The sequence below is a fragment of the Collimonas fungivorans Ter331 genome (assembly GCF_000221045.1).
GTDB classification, from domain to species: Bacteria; Pseudomonadota; Gammaproteobacteria; order Burkholderiales; family Burkholderiaceae_D; genus Collimonas; species Collimonas fungivorans_A.
In genome coordinates, this window is record NC_015856.1 from 1,147,939 (window position 1) to 1,168,432 (window position 20,494).

Genomic DNA, 20,494 nt, shown 5'->3' on the forward strand with positions numbered 1-20,494 from the left:
AATCTTGAAAGGAGAGGAATGCAATGGACAATGACCGCAATAAGCTTCTGACAGGACAGGATGAGTCGGAAGGACAGAAATTCCTGGTGTTCACGCTGGGCAGCGAAGAGTACGGCATCGACATATTGAAAGTGCAGGAAATCCGCGACTACGAAGCGGTGACGCGGATTGCCCATGCGCCCGAGTTCATCAAGGGCGTGACCAACCTGCGCGGCATCATCGTGCCTATCGTCGACCTGCGCATCAAGTTTCGTCTCGAAAATATCCAGTACAACCACCAGACCGTCGTGATCATCCTGAATATCGCCGAGCGCGTGGTCGGCATATTGGTGGACGGCGTATCCGATGTGCTGACTTTGGGCCGTGACGAAATCAAGCCGCCTCCCGAGTTCGGCGCTGCCTTGTCGGCGGAGTATCTCAGCGGCCTGGGAACGGTAGGGCAGCGCATGCTGATTCTGATCGATATAGAAAAACTCATGTGCAGCGCTGACATGGCTTTGTTTGACTCCGCTGAACTTGTCTGAGGTGAAGACAGGTTGGACAACGACAGGAAATTAAAGATGAAACTTCGAGATAGCCAATGGCAAAAACTGGAACCTTTGTTGATAGGCAAGCAGGGCGATCCTGGCGCCAAGGGCCGGGACAACCGCTTGTTTATCGACGCCGTGCTTTGGATCATCAGCAATAAATCGATCTGGCGCAGCCTCCCTGCCGAGTTCGGCAAATGGAATACCACGTATATGCGCTTCAGGCGCTGGAACGAGTGCGACGTCTGGCGCCAGCTGGAGCAAGACATGTACGACGATCCGTTGCTGAAGCTGATGTTCCACGAGATCGTGGCGTACGGCGACAAGCAGACCGGACGCATCAAGCAAAGGCTGGCGCGGCGGGCCAACAAGCTGGTTTACAACTCATCGCTCGGCAAGGCCGGCGGCGCCAGGAAAAATGCGCCAGGCGTGGACGAATCGACCTCGCACTGGGTCGGCCTGGTGACGAGAGGCGTGGCTTTTTGAGCGTTGCCGGAAGCCGGTATTTTTAGAATCAAAATATAGGAAGACAGTCCCGACAAACTCGTGATTTGCCGTTCAAGAAAGTCAGACGACGTCCGTTAATACAGTAAACGGATGGCCTGCCTGGCCAATGATAGAAGCAAATATTCTGAGGATGTTATGAACAAGGAACTGTCTGCCGGATATTCATTGTCGGTGATCGCGATGGCCGTATCGGTCATGGTCTCGGGTTGCGGCGGAGGAGGAGGCAGCAGCAATCCGAGCCCTCCCGCACCCGCGGTGCCAAGCACGCCGCCTGTCGTAACGCCTCCCGCGCCCGACAACAACAGCGGCAATGCCATCACGCCGCCGGTAGTGACGCCGCCGGCAGCGCCACCGCCGATGCTCAACGTACTCGATCCCAGCAATATCCAGGCAGCCCGCGCCCAGGGCATGACCGGCGCCGGCGTCACGGTCGGCGTGGTCGATACCGACTTCGATGTCGGCGATACCCAACTGGCCGGACGCATCAGCAAGACGGTCTACAGCAGCGGCGGCGCCAACGGCAACATGCACGGCACGGAAGTGGCGCAAGCCCTGGCCGGCAGCACCCTGGGCATCGCGCCCGGCGTCTTCGTGCAAGCAGCAGCGGCCGGCACCACCGGCAACAGCCTGCTGCTCAATAACCAGATCTACCAGGACCTGTTCGCCAAGGGCGTGCGGATCTTCAACCAGTCCAACGGCATCAGCGCAACCGGCGCCTCGGTCGCCCAAGCGCTGGCGCTGCACAACCTGTACCAGCCGTATGTGGCCCGGCAAGGGCTGTTCGTCTGGTCCACCGGCAATGACGGCGCAGCGCAGCCGAACCTGAACGCCAGCCTGCCGTCGCTGTTCGGCGACCTGCAAAGCGGCTGGCTGGCGGTCACCGCGGTCAACGCCGCCGGCGGCAGCAATGGCTATAGCGCCAGCGATACCGTGCCGGGAGTCATTTCCAGCTACGCCAACCGCTGCGGCGTGGCCGCCAACTGGTGCCTGGCGGCGGCCGGCGATTTCATCTCCAGCAGCAGCGGCGCGCGGGTCTTCGGCACCTCGTTCGCAGCGCCGGCGGTCAGCGGCGCCGCAGTCCTGGTGCAGCAGGCCTATCCCTGGATGAACGCTGACCTGCTCCGGCAAACCATCCTGTCGACGGCGACCGACATGCACGACACCGCCACCTATGGTTGGGGCCTGCTGAACGCCAGCAAGGCGGTCAACGGCCCGGCGCTGTTCGATACACGGCTGGCGCTGGGGCCGACTGTCAACATCGCTTTCGATAACGCTGCCTCGGTGTTCAAGAACGATATCGGCGGCGACGCCGGCCTGAACAAGAGCGGCAGCGGCCAATTGACCCTGGCCGGCGCCAATACTTACCAGGGCGCCAGCAATGTCCTGGGCGGCAGGCTGAATATTACCGGCTCGGTGGCCTCCAGCGTCAATGTCAGCCCATTGGGCCGCCTGGGCGGCGACGGCGGCCGTATCCACGGCAATGTCAGCAACAGCGGGCGGGTCGACAACAGCGGCGCCGGTCTTACCATCGCCGGCAACTACGTCGCCACGCCGGGCGCGGTGCTGGCGAACCAGCTCAACACCACCCTGGTGGTGGGTGGGGCGGCAATCCTCGGCAATTCGCACCTGGTCGCCACCACCCCCGGCGGCAGCGCGGATCCGTCCGGCTATGTGACCCAACAGGCAGGAATGAGCGGCAAGGTGCTCACCGCCGCAGGCGGGGTCAGCGGCCAGTTCAGCGATATCAGCTTCGAGGCCGATGGCGTCAGTTTTACGCCAGGGGTGTTTATTGCCGCGAACTTGTCCTATCAGGCCAGGGAAGTGGACCTGCATATCAGCCGTACCAATGTCGCCATCATGGCCGCTGCCGCTTTTAAAGGCGACGCCACCCGTAATAATGCGGCCGCCAACCTGGAGACCGGGCTGCAGGCGGCGGACCAGATGGTCGCCAGCGGCAAGGTGAGGGGGGCCAACGGTGCATTCCTGGCCAGTGCAGCGGCCCTGCAGAAGAGCGCCAGCGTCGCGGTGGCAGGACAAGTGCTCGACAGCCTGTCGGGACAGATCCATGCCTCGGCCCAGGCGCTGACCTTCCAGCAGTCGCAGGCCTTGAATCGCGACCTGGGCAACCGGCTGGCGGCGCTGGGCAACCAGGCTGAAGGGCAGGACGGCACCGGCTTGTGGGTCAGCGCCATTGGCGCCTCGGGCAAGCTGAACCAGAGCGGCTATGCCACTGGCGATACCTCCTTGTGGGGTGGGCAGTTCGGCGTCGATACCCGGCTTAGTACCCACACCATCGTCGGCGCGGCGCTGGCGTATGCGGACAGCAAGGCCAGTTTCGACCGGCTCGGCGGTCAGGGCAAGGGGCACAGCACAGGGGTCTCGCTGTATGGCCGCCATGGATTCGGCGACGGCGGCGGTTATGTCTCGGGTCGGGCAGGGCTAACCAGCATCGACAGTACGGTGACGCGTACTGCGCTGATCGGCAATACCGAGCAGGAGCTGGGCGCCAACCACAGCGACAGCCTGTGGTCGGTCTATGCGGAGGGCGGTTATGGCGTGCCGCTGTCGGCGGACATCCGGTTGACCCCTTATGCCGGCCTGGCCTATGACCGCCTCAAGCGCGGCGGTTTTACGGAAAGCGGCGGGGTGTTCGGCTTGACGGCCGATAGCCAGGTCTACCAACAGACAGCTGGCTTGCTGGGGGTGCGTGGCGAAAGCCGTGTCCAATGGGCTGGCGGGGTGAGTGTGCTGCAGGCATACGCGGCGTGGCAGCACGCGTTCGGCGATGGCAGCCTCGATTTCGGGGCGGCGTATGTGGGGGCGCCGGCGGCGCGGTTCACGGTGCAGGGGATAGGCTTGGCGCGCAGTAGCGGCTGGGCGGGACTGGGCGTGAGTACGGCGGTGGACAGCCGCTGGGGCTGGTACCTGAACTACGATGCGCAGCTGGGCAATGGCGGATTGCACAACAACGTGCTGGCGCTGGGGCTGCGCTTCAGGCTCGATTGATGTACCTGGATGGCGCCCGCTGGCACGGGTGCCGGTTGTGTTTTACTCTGCTTGCACCGGCGTCAATACTTCACGGCTGCCGTTGGTCGCCACCGAAGAAACAATCCCCGCTGCCTCCATTTGCTCCACCAGCCGCGCCGCGCGATTGTAGCCGACGCGGAACTGCCGCTGCACCGATGAAATCGAAGCGCGCCGGGTCCGCACCACAAAAGCCACGGCTTCGTCGTACAGCGGATCGGCCTCGATATCCTGGCTGTCGCCCAGCAGGTCCGCGCTGGCGCCTTCGGCAGGCACGCCGGCCAGGATCGCTTCTTCGTATTCGGGTTCGCCGAACTGTTTCAGGTATTCGACCACCCGATGCACTTCCGCATCCGAGACAAAGGCGCCGTGCACGCGTTGCGGATAACCCGATCCCGGTGGCAGGAACAGCATGTCGCCGTGGCCGAGCAAGGCTTCGGCGCCCATCTGGTCGAGGATGGTCCTGGAATCGATCTTGGACGAGACCTGGAACGCGACCCGGGTCGGAATGTTGGCCTTGATCAGGCCGGTGATGACATCGACCGAAGGGCGTTGCGTCGCCAGGATCAGGTGGATGCCGGCGGCCCGGGCTTTTTGCGCCAGGCGCGCGATCAGCTCTTCGATCTTCTTGCCGGTCACCATCATCAGGTCAGCCAATTCGTCGATGATGACCACGATCAGCGGCAGGGTGGATAGCGGCTCCGGCGCATCGGGAGTGAGCGAGAATGGATTGCTGACTTTCTTGCCGCGCATTTCGCCGTCGCGGATTTTCTGGTTGAATCCGGCCAGGTTGCGCACCCCGAGCGCGGACATCAGGCGGTAGCGTTTGTCCATTTCGGCCACGCACCATGTCAGCGCATTGGACGCCAGTTTCATGTCGGTGACCACCGGCGCCAGCAGATGCGGAATCCCTTCATATACCGACAGTTCCAGCATCTTGGGATCGATCATGATCAACCGCACTTCTTCCGGCGTGGCTTTATACAACAGCGACAGGATCATCGCATTGATCGCCACCGACTTGCCGGAACCGGTGGTGCCGGCCACCAGCATGTGCGGTGCACGGGCCAGGTCGGCGACTACCGGCGTGCCGGTAATGTCCTTGCCCAAAGCCAGCGTCAAGTGCGATGCGGAATCCTGGTAGGCAGGCGATTCCAGTATTTCCGACAGCCGGATCATCTGCCGCTTCGGATTGGGCAACTCAAGCCCCATGCAGGTTTTGCCGGGAATGGTTTCCACCACCCGGATCGAAGTCAGGCCCAGTGCGCGCGACAAGTCTTTCATCAGGCCGACGATCTGGCTGCCGCGCACGCCCAGCGCCGGCTCCACTTCGAAGCGGGTAATCACCGGTCCGGCGTCGGCGCCCAGCACTGTCACCGGCACCTTGAATTCTTTCAGGCGCTGCTCGATCAACAGGCCGGTTTCCGCCAGGCGTTCAAGCGGGATATCGACCTGTTCGTTGACTGCGGGATCCAGCAAATCCAGTCCCGGCAAGTCAATGCGCAGTTCGTGCAGTGGATGAAATGAAAAATCAGCGTCGTTGTTGCCGACGGGCGCTGCCGGAGCTGCGACTTGTGCAAGCGGTGCTGGCGCAATCTGGGTAACGGCGGTGATTGTGTGGCTGGCCGCGGCAAAGGCGGACGAAATTTCGGGCGACTTGGGCGTAGCTGGCGCTGGCTGCAAACTGATAGGTGCAAGTTCAGGCCTGACCGTATCCTGGCGGACGATGTCAGTTGGAGCAATTGGATCAATGGCGGCATGTATCGGCGCGGCTGCCGCTGACGGCAATGCCGATGCGTGCAGGGACGCGGCTGGTTCGTTCACATGCGCATCGACTGCATGCGCGTGTTCTGCGACCGGTTTGGCAATCGCTGCCTGAACGGCGCCGATTGCAGGCGCCGGCGCTCCAGTAGCAGGACGGGTGCTGATGATTGTAGTCAGCGGTGCAGCCCGATGCTGGATCCGTTCGGCCTGGCGCTGGTGCATTGCATCTTTGCGCGTAGCGCTCGCGTTCCGCGCCTGCTGGGCCATGGTGGCGCGTGCGCGCATCGCTGGCGTAGGAATGATCTGCTCGACCGTGGCCCATTCCGCCATGCTTCTGGCGCTGGTTTTGGTTTCAATCGGTTTCGCCAGGGGCTTCTGTTGTTTGCCGAAGATTTCAGCCAGCTCGGAGCTTGAGGGCAACTGCCAGGATTTTCTGCTGCGCGGAGGGATTGCGATGCTTTCGCGCGCTCGTGCCGGCCTGGCTATCGAATGGACAGGCGTCGCGACAGGAGCAGCACGTGACTTGCGCGGCTCAGCCGCTGGTTCCGGCTGCGGTTTTTTTGCCGGGAAGATCCGCTGTAGACGTGGCAGCTTGGCGAGCGATTTCAGCCATGCATTTCCGAACAGCCACGATAGCGCCAGGATGCCGATTGCCACGAGCGCCAGCAAGCCACCGGCAGCGCCCAGCACATTCATGAAGCCACGCGCCAGCGCATAACCCAGCAGGTCGCCGTCGGGCGGCGACGATTCTTGCGTGCGCAGCACGGCCTCCAGCGCACTGCTGCTGCACAGTAGCAGCAGCGTGCCTAGCCACAAGCGGATGGAACCGGGACCGCGAAGCGGATTTATCCCTGTCCGGCGTGCCTTGAACACGCGTACGACCATGGGAACAAGCCAGAGCAAAGACCATCCGAACCAACTGAAAACCGCTATATGCATACTCAAATTCAACGAAAAATCGACGTCCGGAAATCTATGTGTTTGCGCAATTCATGCGACAAGAACAGGTCTCGCCGGGATGGGTTCGGCCGGAATGGGTCAGCCATTTTTCCGGAGCAAGGGAGGCCTGATCGCAACTGTAGGACGCCCTTAAATGAAAGTAGGTGATATTAACCGAAAAGCATCAGGCTTTCTTGCCCGGTTTGCCATTCGCGGGCCAACGTTCGTATAGTCAATTGTGCAACAAGGTTACAACTGCCAAAACCGGAATTTGTAACTTTCGCATCAACTCCCCGTAACGATTTTAATCGGTCCCGGATCGACCCCGTTGTGTGGTTTGCTGCAAAGCACAACAAGTGCATGTAAATAGCGGCATCGACCTATTATTTCTGCGTATTTGTTTATTCAATATTGTGCTTTTACGACAAATTTGGCGTTTTTCGACAAGACGCTGTCGCAAATTTGTAACGCAATATGACTATTTGTAACTCTTCCAAATAATTTGTAACAAAAAATATTATCTTTAGGATAGATTAACAGCGCAACGTCTTGGTGCACGGCAATAACCGGCGCCGAAGGTGCTGTGTTGCCGTTGTCTGCATCGCACAAGCGAGGCAAACGGCGGCAAACCTGGGGGCCAGATGATGAAAAAACCGTCGGGTGCGTCGGGTTGATTCTTGAGTTTGTCTGTCTGTACGGAATCGTAGCAGAGGTCAAAACGCAAATTACGTCGTCCACAAGGCGATTTAATCAGTCTGGTTTGATTACACAAATAATTAAATTCTCAACTCTACAATTATCGATAGGGAGTGTTGCTTATGATCAGGGAACGGAAATTGTCGCAGGCGCTACGCCAGGTGTTTTTTACCAGCGGCGTAGTGATGGGTATCGGATTAATGGCCCAGCCTGTGCAGGCGCAGGAGACAAACGACGACAAACCGATGGGGCGGGTTGAAATCACCGGCTCCAACATTAAACGTACCCAGCAGGAAGGAGCTGCATCGACGCAGATCCTGACGCGCAAGGACATCCAGCAGTCGGGCAAGACATCGGTAGCCGATGTGGTGCGCAGCCTGTCGGCCGACAACAACGGCTCCATCAGCGGTTCATTCACCAACGGCTTCGCCGGCAGCGCCTCGGGCGTTTCGCTGCGCGGGCTGTCAGTCAACTCCACCCTGGTCCTGATCAACGGCCGGCGCACTGCGCCTTACGGCCTGGGCGATGACGGCCAGCGCAACTTTGTCGACTTGAACACGATCCCGCTGGGCGCGGTGGACCGCATCGAAGTGCTGAAAGACGGCGCTTCTGCGATCTATGGTTCGGATGCGATTGCCGGCGTGGTCAACATCATCTTGCGTGAAACCTATGAGGGCAAGACGATCTCCGGATCGCTGGGCACTTCGGGCCATGGCGACGGTGCGTTGAGAAGCGCATCGGGCACCTTCGGTTTCGGCAATCTGGAAACCGACAAGTACAACTATTTCTTCAGCATCGACGCCAAGCAAAGCGACAAGATCCTGCAAAAAGACCGGCCCGAATACCTGGGAACAGCCGACGCCCGTCCATGGGGCGGCCGTGACCAGCGCGCAGGCGCCACTACCAGCAGCAATACCGGCGGCAGCAGTTTCGTCGGCACCGTACGGCCGGTCACCGCCGGCGGCTCTACGATTCCTGGCCGCGGTATCCAGAACCTGCCCGGCTGCGCCAATATCGACACCGGTACATCGATCAATTCCGGCGGCGGCTGCCTGTGGGATCCGATCAAGGGCGGCTACCAGACGGTGCAGCCGGAAACCCAGAATATCAATCTGTTCGGCCGCGGTACCCTGCAAATCAACAACAACATGCAAGCCTATACCGAACTCGGCTTGTTCAACTCCCAGGCCAAGACGATCAATACCCCGTCCGGCCTGACCAGCGCCGGCTTCGACCTGGTCAACAACCGCGTTATCAACTCAGGCACTGGCCCTGGCCAGCTGCTGCTGCCTATCGGCCATCCGGACAATCCGTTTCCTGCCAACCGGGCTCGCCCGCGCTGGGCCGATCCTGACCGTCCGCGTACTTCCGACCTCGATACCACTGTCACGCGCCTGTTGGTCGGCGTGAAGGGAACCAGTTTCGGCTGGGATTACGACAGCGGCATCTTGTACGCGCAAAGCAAGACCGAGCGTACTCAGAATGGCTATTACCGCGCCAGCGCACTGCAGACGGCAGTCAACAATGGCACTTTCCGTATTGGCCAGGCCGGTGCGTTCAACAGCGCAGACACGCTGGCTTTGGTATCGCCTGAACTGAAAAATTGGGCAACCACCAAGCTCGCTTTGTGGGACTTCAAGGGTACCCGTGAATTCGGCCAGCTGCCGGGCGGGCCTATCGGTATCGCGGTCGGTGGTGAACTGCGTCACGAATCTACCGTCAGCGAAGCGACGCCGTACACTGACATCAACGATATCGTCGGCCTGGGATATGCCGCAGCCAGGTCTTCGCGCAACATCAGTTCCCTGTACACGGAACTGGCGCTGCCGGTCCTCAAGCAGCTGGAATTCCAGCTTGCCTTGCGTACCGACCAGTACTCCGATTTCGGTAACTCGACGACACCGAAGGTAGGCTTCAAATTCACGCCGATCCAGCAACTGGCCATCCGCGGTACGTATGCGGAAGGGTTCCGTGCGCCAGGACCAGCTGAAAGCGGCGACAGCGCAGTTTCTGCTTTCACCACTTTCGCGCGTGATCCGGTGCGTTGTCCTGTCACCGGTCTTTCCGCGGATTGTGCGGATGGCAAGAACGTTGGTGCGGTAACGGTCGGCAACAAGAACCTGAAGCCGGAAAAATCCCAGAGCTACAGCCTGGGCTTCATCCTGGAACCGATCAAGAACACCAGCGTGTCGGTGGACTACTGGCGTATCGTTCGCAAGAATGAAATCACCGGCTCTGACGCCGCTTCCATCATTGCAGATCCATCGAAATTCCCTGATGCGACTGTGGTGCGTGGCGAGGCGACTTCAGACTTCCCTGGCCTGGCCGGTCCTATCCTGCTGGTCAAGGCGCCTTATATCAATGCCGGCCAGACTCGCACCAGCGGCATCGATATCGACCTGCGCAGCCGTTTTGACCTGAATTCCTACGGTCGCATGACTGCCGGCCTGACAGTGTCGCAAATGTTCGAGTTCAAGCGCACCACCAGTGGCGTGACGCAGAACTTCGTCGGCACCCATGGCGATACCAACTTGTCCGGCAACGGCGGCACGCCGCGTACCCGTGCTTCGGCTTCGCTGGCATGGGACCGTGGCCCGTTCAACGTGACGACTTCGGTCAACTATGTCAGCGGCATCGAGGACAAGAACGAAGCAGGCGGCGAATGCCTGGACGTCGATCCTGTCTCCGGCAAACCGTTGATGAACTGCCGGGTTGCCTCGTTCACTACAGTCGACCTGTTCGGCCGCTGGGATGTGAGCAAGCAATGGCAGGTGACCGCTGCGATCGCCAACATATTCGACCGCCTGGCGCCGCTCGACGTACAAACCTACGGCCGTATCAACTACAACCCGTCGCTGCATCAATCCGGCGCTGTAGGCCGCTACTTCACTTTGGGTGCTCGCTACACCTTCTAAGTTCTGTAGCTAACTGATCGAAGCAAAAAACGCCAAAGAGGTTCGCTTCTCTGGCGTTTTTTTTCGGCTGCCGATCGGTTGATTCTGGTTTGTAAGCATTTCTGAAGAACCGGATTTTCCACAATCTCGTTGGTCATCGTGACCCATGCCTGCAGCTGCAAATTGCTGCCGGTTGGCGCGAGCATGACTGCAGCGGTCCGCAGGCAACCCTGCGGCCTTACCTAGACAGGGAGGAAGATATGGATGAGAAGAGCTTATCGCGCATGGCTTCAGTTCAACCCGATAGACAAAGATCATGACGGCATGGATGAGTTTTGCGGCAGACCCTGAGCAGAAGGCGCGCTGCCTGGAGCGCCTGCATCAAGCACAACTTGGTCCGGATAACCAGCCGTCTGATTGCGTGGCAGGGGGCAAGCATCGATTCAGCCAGGAACTCGGCGTGCCGGAGACGCTGGCGGTGGTCATTGACGTGCTGTGCTGGCTGCGCCAGGCGGATGGGAAAACCAGCGCCAGGGAGCAGGCAATTGCATTGGTGGAAGCTATCCCGGTAGGCGCTGACCTTGGCGCCGTTCCATATAATTACGCGCATTGGCTGCTGCATGATCCGCAATGGGGTATTACGCAGTACAGCCAGACAGGGCGATTGCAGGCATTGTCAGCGCGAGTTAAAACGTTGCACGACAAGGAACTTGCCGGCCTGGCAATCGATGACAGCGAATGGCGTGCGCTTGGCGAGGAAGCCATCGGCGATGCAGGAGAAGTGGAGGAAGGGGACAGCCAGTATCTGGAGAGCCTGCTTGGCAGTGTCGCCAGTCCCTTGAAGCGGATCAATACCGAGCAAATGGGAAAGTTGTGCGGAGGCGCTGCGTATTTTGCGGGAGAGCAGGCCAAGGCCAGTTACTGGACGGACAGCGAGCAATGCCAGCTGGATGATTTGTATGACGCTTTTCGCGCCGGCGTCGAGCAGACGCTGGGACCGCGTCCGCCGGTGCAGCAAACTGTCGAGCTTAACGCCTGGCTTAGGCAGGAGCAGGCCATGGACGCTGCATGGGAGAAAAAGATGCGGCGGCAGCAACGGCTGCTGTGGCGGCGCTGGGATGCGTGGGGAGAGAAGCAGGCGTCGCTATATGCAGCCTTCAATGAGTCGGCCGTCGACCTCTTGCTGACGCAGTTCAAGCTGGCGCCGCGCCGGAATGTTTTTGCCCCTAGCCAGCAGTTGCACTGACTGGCATGTCGCCTCAGCACGAGAAGCGGGGCCTGATCTGCAATCCGGTTGGATAAAAAAACGCCGGCTATTTCTAGCCGGCGTTTTATACCGCATGTTGCTGGTGGGCCCCCCCAGAGTCGAACTGGGCACCAACGGATTATGAGTCAAGGACGCAGAATGCGCGCAGGCCGCAAAGCCGCGCCAGGCAATAACTACTGGCTGCGCATTCAGTGCGTGAAAAACACTGAATGCGCCTAGTTGGTCAAAAAATTCCCCACTTAAAAATGCCGCTCGGCTGGTGCAAAGGTGGCATTCCGATCACCGTCAGAAACTAGTTATGCACCGTCTTTTTTTACCTCACCCTTTTTTTCGAGAACCTTTCCAACAACCTTGGACAAAACGTCGTAGAGTGGGTGAGACGCTGGTTCTGTCCCTAAGCGGTTTGCCGGATTGGTCCTGATCTCCATAAAGACTTCCGCAGTAATTTCCTCTTCGTAAGTTGGCGCTTGTCGTTTAAAACCATCAATAGACATTGCCAAAGCGGCCTTATGGGCATATTCGCGTTCCAAATGAAAGAAATCAGCATATGATTTTGTGAAGAAAGCAGTTAACCACGTTGCCGGTAACAACAAAACAATTTTGCCGAAAGCAGCGTAAGGACTTCCATCGACCTTGCCGTCAAAGACAGGAAACCAACTCCCGAAAAGCCCGGGAAGAAGGTGGCCTACCAACGGGATCGCGGAAACAACAAGCAGAATAACAGCGAAATAAAACCCCTTTCTAGCTCCATCCATTCGGTTCTCGTAGCGTTCCCGCGCATCTTCCATACTCTTTGCCAATCCGGCCGTCGTTGCGCCACGGATCATGAAATCGGCCAGCTTCGTTAATCGATCAATTTCACCGTCGCGCTTTATGTTGGCCTGTTCTGCGGTCGTAGTGTTGGTCACGAATTGCGCAAAATCAGTATTGCGGGCATCCAGTAAAGTTTGAAATGCATCGAACTTGCTTTTGTAAGCGTCAATTTGCTGTTCTAACGAATCTGCATTACCGCCAACCGTTCTTATTTTTTCAACCAGCGCCGTGACGCTACCAACGTCTGTGTTTCCCTGTTGCTGAGACGCTTGTAATTTCGATAGGGATAACGTTGCTTGCCTTAGTAGTTCCTCAATGGCCGTCTGATGAACGACAGATTGGTTTGCGCTCTGTTCAGCCGACTTTGACAGCTTGCGGGCTTCATTGCGTATTGACTCTGTCTCGCGTACTACCTCTCTCAGTGATGTGGCACGTTCGGATAGATCAACGACACTATTTGCCTTACAAAGCGATAGAAGTATCGACACCATCGTCAAAAGCCTGTTCAACGATGTGTTTATTTGAATAAAAAAAGCGCTCACATCAACGTTTGCCGCATTGGCCTCGCCCACAAAAAAACTGAAGGCAAAATTGTTATTCGCGTCGCGAATAGTGAATTCGTCTAGCCCAGTTAGGCGTATAGCGTTGTTGATAGCAGTCGCCTGATTCTGGATATTTGCAAACGCAGCTAATACCTCCGCTTCGCCTGCTGACAGGACTGACCAACCGACGGTGTTCTCATCTCCCGGCCTGATTGCTAAAAAAGTCTCAAACACCACGGTGGCGCGTCGATATAGTTGTTCAATCGTTTGACCTTCGATATTCGATCGTGGGCTATTCAGATCGTACTGGCCTTTAATAAGGTAAGTGTATGTCTCATCAATAGCTTTTCTTGACTCTTCGACTCCTTGGTACAACGTTTCGATACTCATAAATCTCCCTTATTTTTTTGCGAAGCGTTGATAAATTATCTTTTTTTTGTATATGCATAATTAACGCAGAAGAGTTGCCATTCTGTATCTTTTTCTAACTATTTGGATGTTTTCTCAAAAATAAAGTACCCCTCGGGAAAACGGTAACATTGGTAACATTTTTTGGAATTCGGCTGAGAAGCCTTGAAGCGTAAGGCTTTGCGGGTTTCGATAAAAGGTAACTTTCGGGTAACCTTGAGGTAACATGGTTACCATAGTAGAAGGTAATATAGCTAAAAAATATTAGTTATATATATCAATGACTTAGAGGTAAGTTACCTTTGAGGTTACCAAAGATTACCTTTCAAAGGTAACCACCTAAACCTTTATAAATCAGTCACTTACAAGCGGAAAATGGGGCAGGTTACCAATGTTACCTTTTCCCCTAGGTCAAACCTAAATTCAGCTTTTCATCGCTCATGCGGAGAGCCCAGTTTTACCCCCTCAGGTGCGTCATTTTGCGTCACTTTTTTTCGACGCATTCTGGCCTGCAGACGGCAGCTTTTCCCTATGTGCGTCGCTTCCAAAAATTTGAGTCGAAAGCGACCTATTTAGCGGGCAGGCGTGGTGGGGGGATGACTGCGCGCGCCAGCCAGTTATGGTCGTCGAGAATTTTCAATGCAGGTGCTGATATGATCTTCAACTGTACACACGAGAGAAGGCCTTATGAGCGATATATCAATAGCAATGGCGAAGCTTGCTGGTATCCAGAAATCGGTGCAGTCAGCCCTGGGGGAGGATGTCAGTCGCAATAGAGGTGGCATTCCGCAGCACCGACGTAGCTTCAATCCCATGGATGTCGTTCATTATTTTAAACAGGCGGCAGTGCAGTTGGCGATTCTGCAAAAGTACATGCCGGATTGGTACAGCGACTTCCACCAGCTACCGCTTGAACCGGAGTTGCAGATGATGGCAACTCCTGAAGATGTGAGGCCAATGCACTTTTCACGTGCCCAGATGGAGAGGCTCGTACGCGACATCGAGCAACTTTTTGAGATTCGTGCTAACAGTCAGCACTCGGCCTCGCAGGTTAAGGTCGCGCCTCGAAAGGTATTCATCTCGCACGGACGGTCCAAGGATTGGTACGAGGTACAGGCCCATATTGAGAAGGATCTAATGCTCATGACTATGGAGTTGGCTCAAGAACCGAGCAAAGGGCAGACGATTATCGAGAAATTAGAAGCGAACTCCGAGCAATGCGATTCCGCTGTAATCGTGATGAGCGGTGATGACGCCGACGCTGATGGACAGGCAAGGGTGCGTGAGAACGTCATGCATGAAATTGGCTATTTCCAAGGAAAGTACAGCCGACAGCGCGTAGTTTTGCTGCACGAAGAGGGCGTTAGCGTACCGACCAACCTTTCAGGCATCGTCTACGTTGCATACCCTAAAGGGGTGGTAAGTGCCACGTTCGGCGTTCTCGATCGCGAACTCAAGGCCATATATGGGCTCTGATAGCGCAAATCCAATGAATCGTACCTTGGGGTAAGAGCATCACTGGAACGGCGTCGCGAGAGGCTCGTGAACTCGGATTTTTAAGGGCCATTTGTCGTCGCTGGCCGCAGTCGGTCCAGGCTGTGTAAAAACGTAGATCTGACAAAAATCTGTGGGTAGGGACACCCTTGCGGAACTCGGAAATTTATTTTCTGTTTTTCGTATTAGAAACTCGAACTTCAACTTGCCACTGCGAATACAAGAATGTAGTCTTTAGATCAATTTTCGAAATCGAGCCAACTTCCACCATTCAATCTTGCTCTAAAACGTCAGCTTTAGGCACAGGCCAGGCTGTAATCTCGAAATCAGTTCTATCAAATAAAAGCAAAGGTTACCAATTGAAAATTCTAGATCTGCAATACGATTGCGTTATAAATGGTACGGTCGCATTTGGTAAGGCTTCATATGAAGAAGCGGTCGCCTTGCTAATTCCGCTAATTGACAAGACTGAATTTCAGCGAAAGCTGCAAGATAAAAAATTCTACAGCAAGCTGGAACGTGACATCGCTGACGGATGCGTAATGCCGCCCATAACGGTAGCCTTTGTAACCGCCAAACCGGTTAAAGAAAAAGACATAGAAAAATATGTAAATGCCAATATCAATAGCTCCTTTGTTCTCGACGGAATTCAGCGACTAAACACATTGCATCGCGCGTCAGTGACCACTGAATTCAACGACAATAATAATTTATATATCAATTTTATTTTGTGTGATTCAGTCGAAAAGCTACTGTACCGAATGATCACGCTTAATAATGGGCAGCGACCCATGACACCTCGACATCAAGTTGAAATCATGATTGCAAATGCATTTGATTTCGAAGCGTTAGGAATCAACGTTGTCGCGGAAAAAGATGCAAACATGCATAACTCGCGAACGTCGTTTAGGAAATCAGACATTATCCAGGCGTACCTTGCTTTCATGGCAGATAGTCCAATTGTCGACAACAAAAAGATTATAGAAGAAAAAATGGATGATTTACTTGTCGGGAAAATTATGGCTATTGAGCCAACGAAATATAAATCTAGTTTCAAAGAGTTTCTTGGTTTGATTTCAATCTTTCAGAAAAATGCAGAGGCATTCAAGTGGTTAAAGACAACAAATAACTTGGTGGGATTTGCCGCAGGAGCGAAACATTCCACTAAAAAATTGAAATCGATGAATGAAGACCAATTTGCTTTGTGTATTGAGACATTCGATAAGGCATTTTCAGACTTCAATCCATCGCGAATCAAGGTAGGTAAATACCGGCGAGAGCTATCTTGTGAATATTTCAAAAACCTCGAGGAATACGAAGACTTAGACGCTGAGGAACTGCTAGAGCGTTTTAGCGAGCTTACTGCAAATGATTGAGCGATACACCTATTCTGAGCCGATATTCACTAAAAATGATGATATATCTGACGGGTTATCGTTGGAGAAAAATGATAGCGCTGCTCTTCGAATATTTAGATTGCTGACAGGTACTTGTAAAATACAAGACTTGTATTTTAAAAAAATTTTTAAGATGGATGTCAACTATTTAAAATTTCCTTACGTTAAAAATACTCGCTTTAAAAAAGATATTATCTTAGAGAGCTTTTCTGACGACGCTAGGTTAAGCGATCTATCGAAATACTTTCGCAAGTTGAAAACGAATCAGGATTTCTATCAAACAATAGAGTACGAACTTCTTAATTGCCTTACATCGAGAAAACAGGAAAAATATTTAGAAGCATTTTTTTTCCTTTATCGAGTCCTCGAAGGAATTAGTTACAGTATTCCATTAATATATGTTTCTAAGTCAAAAAGCTTTAATCGCTCGTTTGCAAGTCTTCAAAAATTTATGCCTACGAAAGCGAGTGAGGGTGAACTTCTATTTTTTAGAAATTTTATAGAAACACATTGGGCAAAAAAAAGCTTCTATAAATTGACTTTGGACATTGATATAAGTGGCATTGAGGTGGAAGAGTTAAGGCCGATTTATTTCAACTTGTACAAATCTAAAGCAAAAGATTGTCTTGTCGATGAATCTGAAGATGAAGAGCTCAAGATAAGTTTCGTAGGATTCCTGAAGTTCATGATTGAAATTCGAAATCGCTATTTCCATTTTTTACAAGGCGGCTGGCAAGAAAATATCAAAACGAGCAACATCATATTTCCCGATTTGTTTTTTAAGCCAATTATTGATCTAGCACTGAATTGGGTTGCCACCGCAATGTTTGAAGTAATCAATTTTGATGTCGAAAATCATGAATAAATTTTCTTCGATACATACCACCTCCTTTTGGGGCTAGGCTATGTAACTAGTCAACAGAATTTCGTCGCAAGAAAAGCCAATTTGTCAAAACGACCGCTATGTAATTTTCTCGACAGCTGCAGAGGTCCTCCTAACCACGGATTTTTGTCAGATTTACGTTTTTACACAGCAAGGGTGATAGCAGCCGGTCAAATCAAACAATCTATGCGAGATTGAGCTGCTACACATCAAACGGGTGACTAGTTTTGCAGTTTGCTAAAAAATTCTGCCCGTACGCCGTAAAGTTGATTGTTTTCTGTCGTAATCGTCACGACACTCGACGTCACAAAAAAGCGCTGGATAAGACACCGGTTCATCACAAAAACAGCAATGACCGTCACTATTAAGGATCTCGACCTTGCGCGCATGTTGCAAGGCAGTCTGTATATCTTTGGCAATGCGCCACTCGGCGCGATCTGCAACATCGCTCATTGCTTATTTCCCTCACCAGTTATCAATTCGTATTTGTTAAAGCGCACCACCTCCTGCCCAAGCCAATCGTTGATCGCCAGGAATTGTGTTTGTAGCGGCACCAATTCGTTACGTGCGAACACGCGGGCGGCAGGTTCAACGGCTCCAAAGCCGCCGGCATTGCTCGGCATGATTCCCATCAGTTGAGGTGGTACGCGATGGGCGGCCAGCACATCGTCGCGCGTGACGCCCTTGATGTTAAAAAATTCGTCTTTCGCAGCCACGTCCGACACCGGCAAGATCTGGATGCCGTCTTTATTGCCCCCTGGGGAGTACATAAACAGGTTGCGGAAATTACCCGGCCCCTTGCTTTCGTGGATCGCCTTGCGGATCTTCATCACATCGTCGTTATTTGCCTTCGCATCTGTCATGTAGAACACGAAGCCGGCGTGTGAACCGTTCTTGTAATACTTGCGTCGGAACAGGGTTGCGGCTTCGTTGAGCCAGGCCGACTGCAGGGCGCTAAGATATTGCGGTATGCCATACATCTCTTGATTGATGTCGGGCTCCATCAATTGGAAAATTGATCCCCTGGGAAACTCGTATTCCGGCGTTGAGCCGTTGACGAAGAAATAGCTGTCGGGCTCCCGACCACGCCGCATGTATTTAGCCAGGGAGTGATTGATTTGCAACGTAAGGCCGCTACGACTGGTGCGCCGCTCGGGGTAGGCGTTGCCGAAGGTCAGGAAATCCAGCGCCAGCCGCTTAAAGGCTTCCCGCGATAGGTATTTGTTCGGCACAAAGGTGTCTGTCAGGATGTTGGCCTTGAAGTAGATCGCGCTGCTGTGGTGGACGCTGGCGTTAAACGATTTCGCCAGACCGGCGAAACTGAGAGGCGGCTCGTACCATTTGCCATTGAGCCAGCACTCGAAGCAATCCAGTACTTCCGCGCTATCAAGTACCGGCGTCGGATCGCCAAAACTGAACGCCTCGAAACCAGCGGGTGAGGCCGCCGCTTGTTTGCCTGTGCCGGTATTCAATGCCTCAACGGGGGGCTTGCCGCGTTGTTGCCGCTTATTTCTCATGAGATCTCCATAAAGGATTGATTGTTTTCGTTTGAGCCTTCGAAAGGCTCGTTGTCCAGGGCGTGCATGCAGGCCCAAGCGAGGTCGGCGTGGCCGGTTTCATCGGTGCGACCGGCGTCATACGTGACCTGGCGGCCGCTGGTGGTCAAGGTCTTGCGGATTGTCATAAAGGACTGCGCGATATCGGTCCAGCCGGCGTCGAACTCCAACCGGGCTTTGCTGATGATGTTTTGTGCTTTCAGTACCATCCGGGTTTTGACTTCGGGCGAATAGTTGATGGCGGTTGCCAGCGGGAAAAACTGCTTTACCAGTGGAAATACGCCAATGCCCATCCCTGTCGTGTCGATGCCGATATACGCCACGTTGTAACGTTCCGTCATTTCCTTGATTGCTTTGGCCTGGGCTTCAAAGTCGATGCCGCGCCACTGAAAACGTTCCAGGATGCGGAACTTACCGCCAGCCACCAGCGGCGGGGCCATCACCACGCAGCCGGCGCTGTCGCCGTTCAATGAGGGGTCGTAGCCGATCCACACCGGCCGGTCGCCAAAGGGCCGTGAAGTGAACGGCTTGTAATCGTCCCAATCCACCCAGGAATCAACCATGCAGCGCTGCAACGCCATCAACGGGAACACCGATTGCGTGTCGTCGATGAAATTGCACATCAGCAGGTTTTCGAACTGGTCGGGGCTGTATTCGAAATTGCGCAGCTCATCAATGTCGAACAGATTGCAGCCGCCGCGCTCGGCGTCTAGGATCGTGACGATCTGACGCCAGATCTTGTCCTCGCCAGTAAAGCCGCTGGACAATCTCAAGTGGCTGACATCGATGTCAACTTGGTCAGCTTTCGGCCGCCGTTTGTTGAACAGTTCGCCGGTCCAGAACGGATACGCCTGGTGCGTGATCGAGGACGGCGTCGAAAAGTAGGTTTTGCGCCACTGCTTGTGCAGCGCCATGCCGGACGCCACCTTGTTCAGTTCCTGGAAGTTGTGCGTCCAGAAAAATTCGTCAAAGTAGAAATTACCGTGGTAACCCTGGGCGGTCCGTGCATTGGTTCCCAGAAAGTACAGATGCGCGCCGTTCGGCAGCACGATAGGGTCGCCGGTCAAGTCGATGCCGGCGGCATCCTTGGCGAACTGAATAATGTATTGCTTGAATACGTGCGCCTGGGACTTGGATGCTGACAGAAAGATCTGATTGCGGCCGGTCTCCATCGCATCGGCCAACGCCTCGCGGGCAAAATACCAGGTAGCACCGATCTGCCGTGATTTGAGAATCACTCGGGTGCGCTGGTGACCATTGCGGTGCCACACCTTCTGATAGTCGAACAGCGAGTCGCGGAACGCGGCTAATACCTGGTCTTTCTGTTCTTGGCTGAAATCGTTCCTGGTCGGTTTTTTCTTGGGCTCGGCGTTACGGTTTGCAAGTTTCGGATTGAGATCCACCTCGTTGCCACCTGGCGCTTCGTAGCGGCGCACGCGGGCGGTCTGCACGACCTGACGCATGAGCAGATCAATTTCCTTGAAGTCGCCGCCGCTCTTGGCGTCCTTGCCGATCAACTGGACCAGGCGGGACTCCAATGACGATTCGATCTTTTCGAGAGGGGACGCCTTATCCCATTCATCGCGCTGCTTCCAGCTTTCAATCGTGGTGCGCTTCTGCTGCAGGTGTTTTGCAATGGACGTGACGCGCCAGCCTTGCCAATACAGATGTTTGGCAAGGCGGCGCGGATCCGTTTCCGGTTCGATGACGTGCGGGGCTTCTTCGAGAATTTCAGACATGCCGCAAGCGTATGCGTCACGCGCGCGTAGCGGGGATAGCACAG

Annotated in this window: 13 protein-coding genes; 8 read left to right on the forward strand and 5 right to left on the reverse strand. The window is 54.8% G+C overall.

Annotated elements, in window-relative coordinates:
• Positions 1 to 23 precede the first annotated feature (23 nt).
• From CFU_RS05080 to CFU_RS05090, 3 genes are all read left to right on the forward strand, one after another.
• Positions 24 to 524 (forward strand): chemotaxis protein CheW, encoded by a 501-nt coding sequence (locus CFU_RS05080; protein ID WP_014004971.1) that lies wholly within the window; start codon positions 24 to 26, stop codon positions 522 to 524.
• 36 nt (positions 525 to 560) lie between these two features.
• Positions 561 to 1,013, forward strand: coding sequence for a transposase (locus CFU_RS23190; RefSeq protein ID WP_148264763.1), 453 nt, complete (start codon positions 561 to 563; stop codon positions 1,011 to 1,013).
• Positions 1,014 to 1,169: 156 nt separating this feature from the next.
• A complete protein-coding gene (locus tag CFU_RS05090) occupies positions 1,170 to 4,040 on the forward strand; it encodes an autotransporter serine protease (protein ID WP_238531402.1) in 2,871 nt (956 codons plus the stop codon).
• Positions 4,041 to 4,082: 42 nt separating this feature from the next.
• Here CFU_RS05090 and CFU_RS05095 read toward each other — a convergent pair whose 3' ends face one another.
• Positions 4,083 to 6,773, reverse strand: a complete 2,691-nt coding sequence (locus CFU_RS05095; RefSeq protein ID WP_014004974.1) for a DNA translocase FtsK — start codon at positions 6,771 to 6,773, stop codon at positions 4,083 to 4,085.
• Positions 6,774 to 7,579: 806 nt separating this feature from the next.
• Here CFU_RS05095 and CFU_RS05100 point away from each other — a divergent pair.
• Both CFU_RS05100 and CFU_RS05105 read left to right on the forward strand, forming a co-directional pair.
• The gene (locus CFU_RS05100) at positions 7,580 to 10,372 is read left to right on the forward strand and encodes a TonB-dependent receptor (protein WP_041741335.1); all 2,793 of its coding nucleotides are present in this window, start codon (positions 7,580 to 7,582) and stop codon (positions 10,370 to 10,372) included.
• Positions 10,373 to 10,667: 295 nt separating this feature from the next.
• Positions 10,668 to 11,597, forward strand: coding sequence for a hypothetical protein (locus tag CFU_RS05105; RefSeq protein ID WP_014004976.1), 930 nt, complete (start codon positions 10,668 to 10,670; stop codon positions 11,595 to 11,597).
• Positions 11,598 to 11,914: 317 nt separating this feature from the next.
• Here the strand turns inward: CFU_RS05105 and CFU_RS05110 are convergent, their stop codons facing one another.
• Positions 11,915 to 13,363: a hypothetical protein gene (locus CFU_RS05110; protein WP_014004977.1), complete on the reverse strand. Its 1,449-nt coding sequence runs from the start codon at positions 13,361 to 13,363 to the stop codon at positions 11,915 to 11,917.
• 705 nt (positions 13,364 to 14,068) lie between these two features.
• Here CFU_RS05110 and CFU_RS05115 point away from each other — a divergent pair.
• From CFU_RS05115 to CFU_RS05125, 3 genes are all read left to right on the forward strand, one after another.
• Positions 14,069 to 14,857, forward strand: a complete 789-nt coding sequence (locus CFU_RS05115; RefSeq protein ID WP_041741336.1) for a TIR domain-containing protein — start codon at positions 14,069 to 14,071, stop codon at positions 14,855 to 14,857.
• Between the two features lie 377 nt (positions 14,858 to 15,234).
• Complete coding sequence (locus CFU_RS05120) at positions 15,235 to 16,251, forward strand: hypothetical protein (RefSeq protein ID WP_041741337.1); 1,017 nt, start codon at positions 15,235 to 15,237, stop codon at positions 16,249 to 16,251.
• Positions 16,244 to 17,137 (forward strand): hypothetical protein, encoded by an 894-nt coding sequence (locus CFU_RS05125; protein ID WP_014004979.1) that lies wholly within the window; start codon positions 16,244 to 16,246, stop codon positions 17,135 to 17,137. Before CFU_RS05120 ends, CFU_RS05125 begins: the two co-directional genes overlap by 8 nt.
• A 255-nt stretch (positions 17,138 to 17,392) precedes the next feature.
• Here CFU_RS05125 and CFU_RS23670 read toward each other — a convergent pair whose 3' ends face one another.
• From CFU_RS23670 to CFU_RS05140, 3 genes are read right to left on the reverse strand one after another with little or no spacing between them, the layout of a single operon-like run.
• Positions 17,393 to 17,608, reverse strand: coding sequence for a DUF2116 family Zn-ribbon domain-containing protein (locus tag CFU_RS23670; protein WP_041741338.1), 216 nt, complete (start codon positions 17,606 to 17,608; stop codon positions 17,393 to 17,395).
• Entirely contained in the window at positions 17,605 to 18,672 is a 1,068-nt protein-coding gene (locus CFU_RS05135) for a phage portal protein (protein WP_041741339.1), read from the reverse strand. Before CFU_RS05135 ends, CFU_RS23670 begins: the two co-directional genes overlap by 4 nt.
• Positions 18,669 to 20,450, reverse strand: coding sequence for a terminase ATPase subunit family protein (locus CFU_RS05140; protein ID WP_041741340.1), 1,782 nt, complete (start codon positions 20,448 to 20,450; stop codon positions 18,669 to 18,671). Before CFU_RS05140 ends, CFU_RS05135 begins: the two co-directional genes overlap by 4 nt.
• Positions 20,451 to 20,494 lie beyond the last annotated feature (44 nt).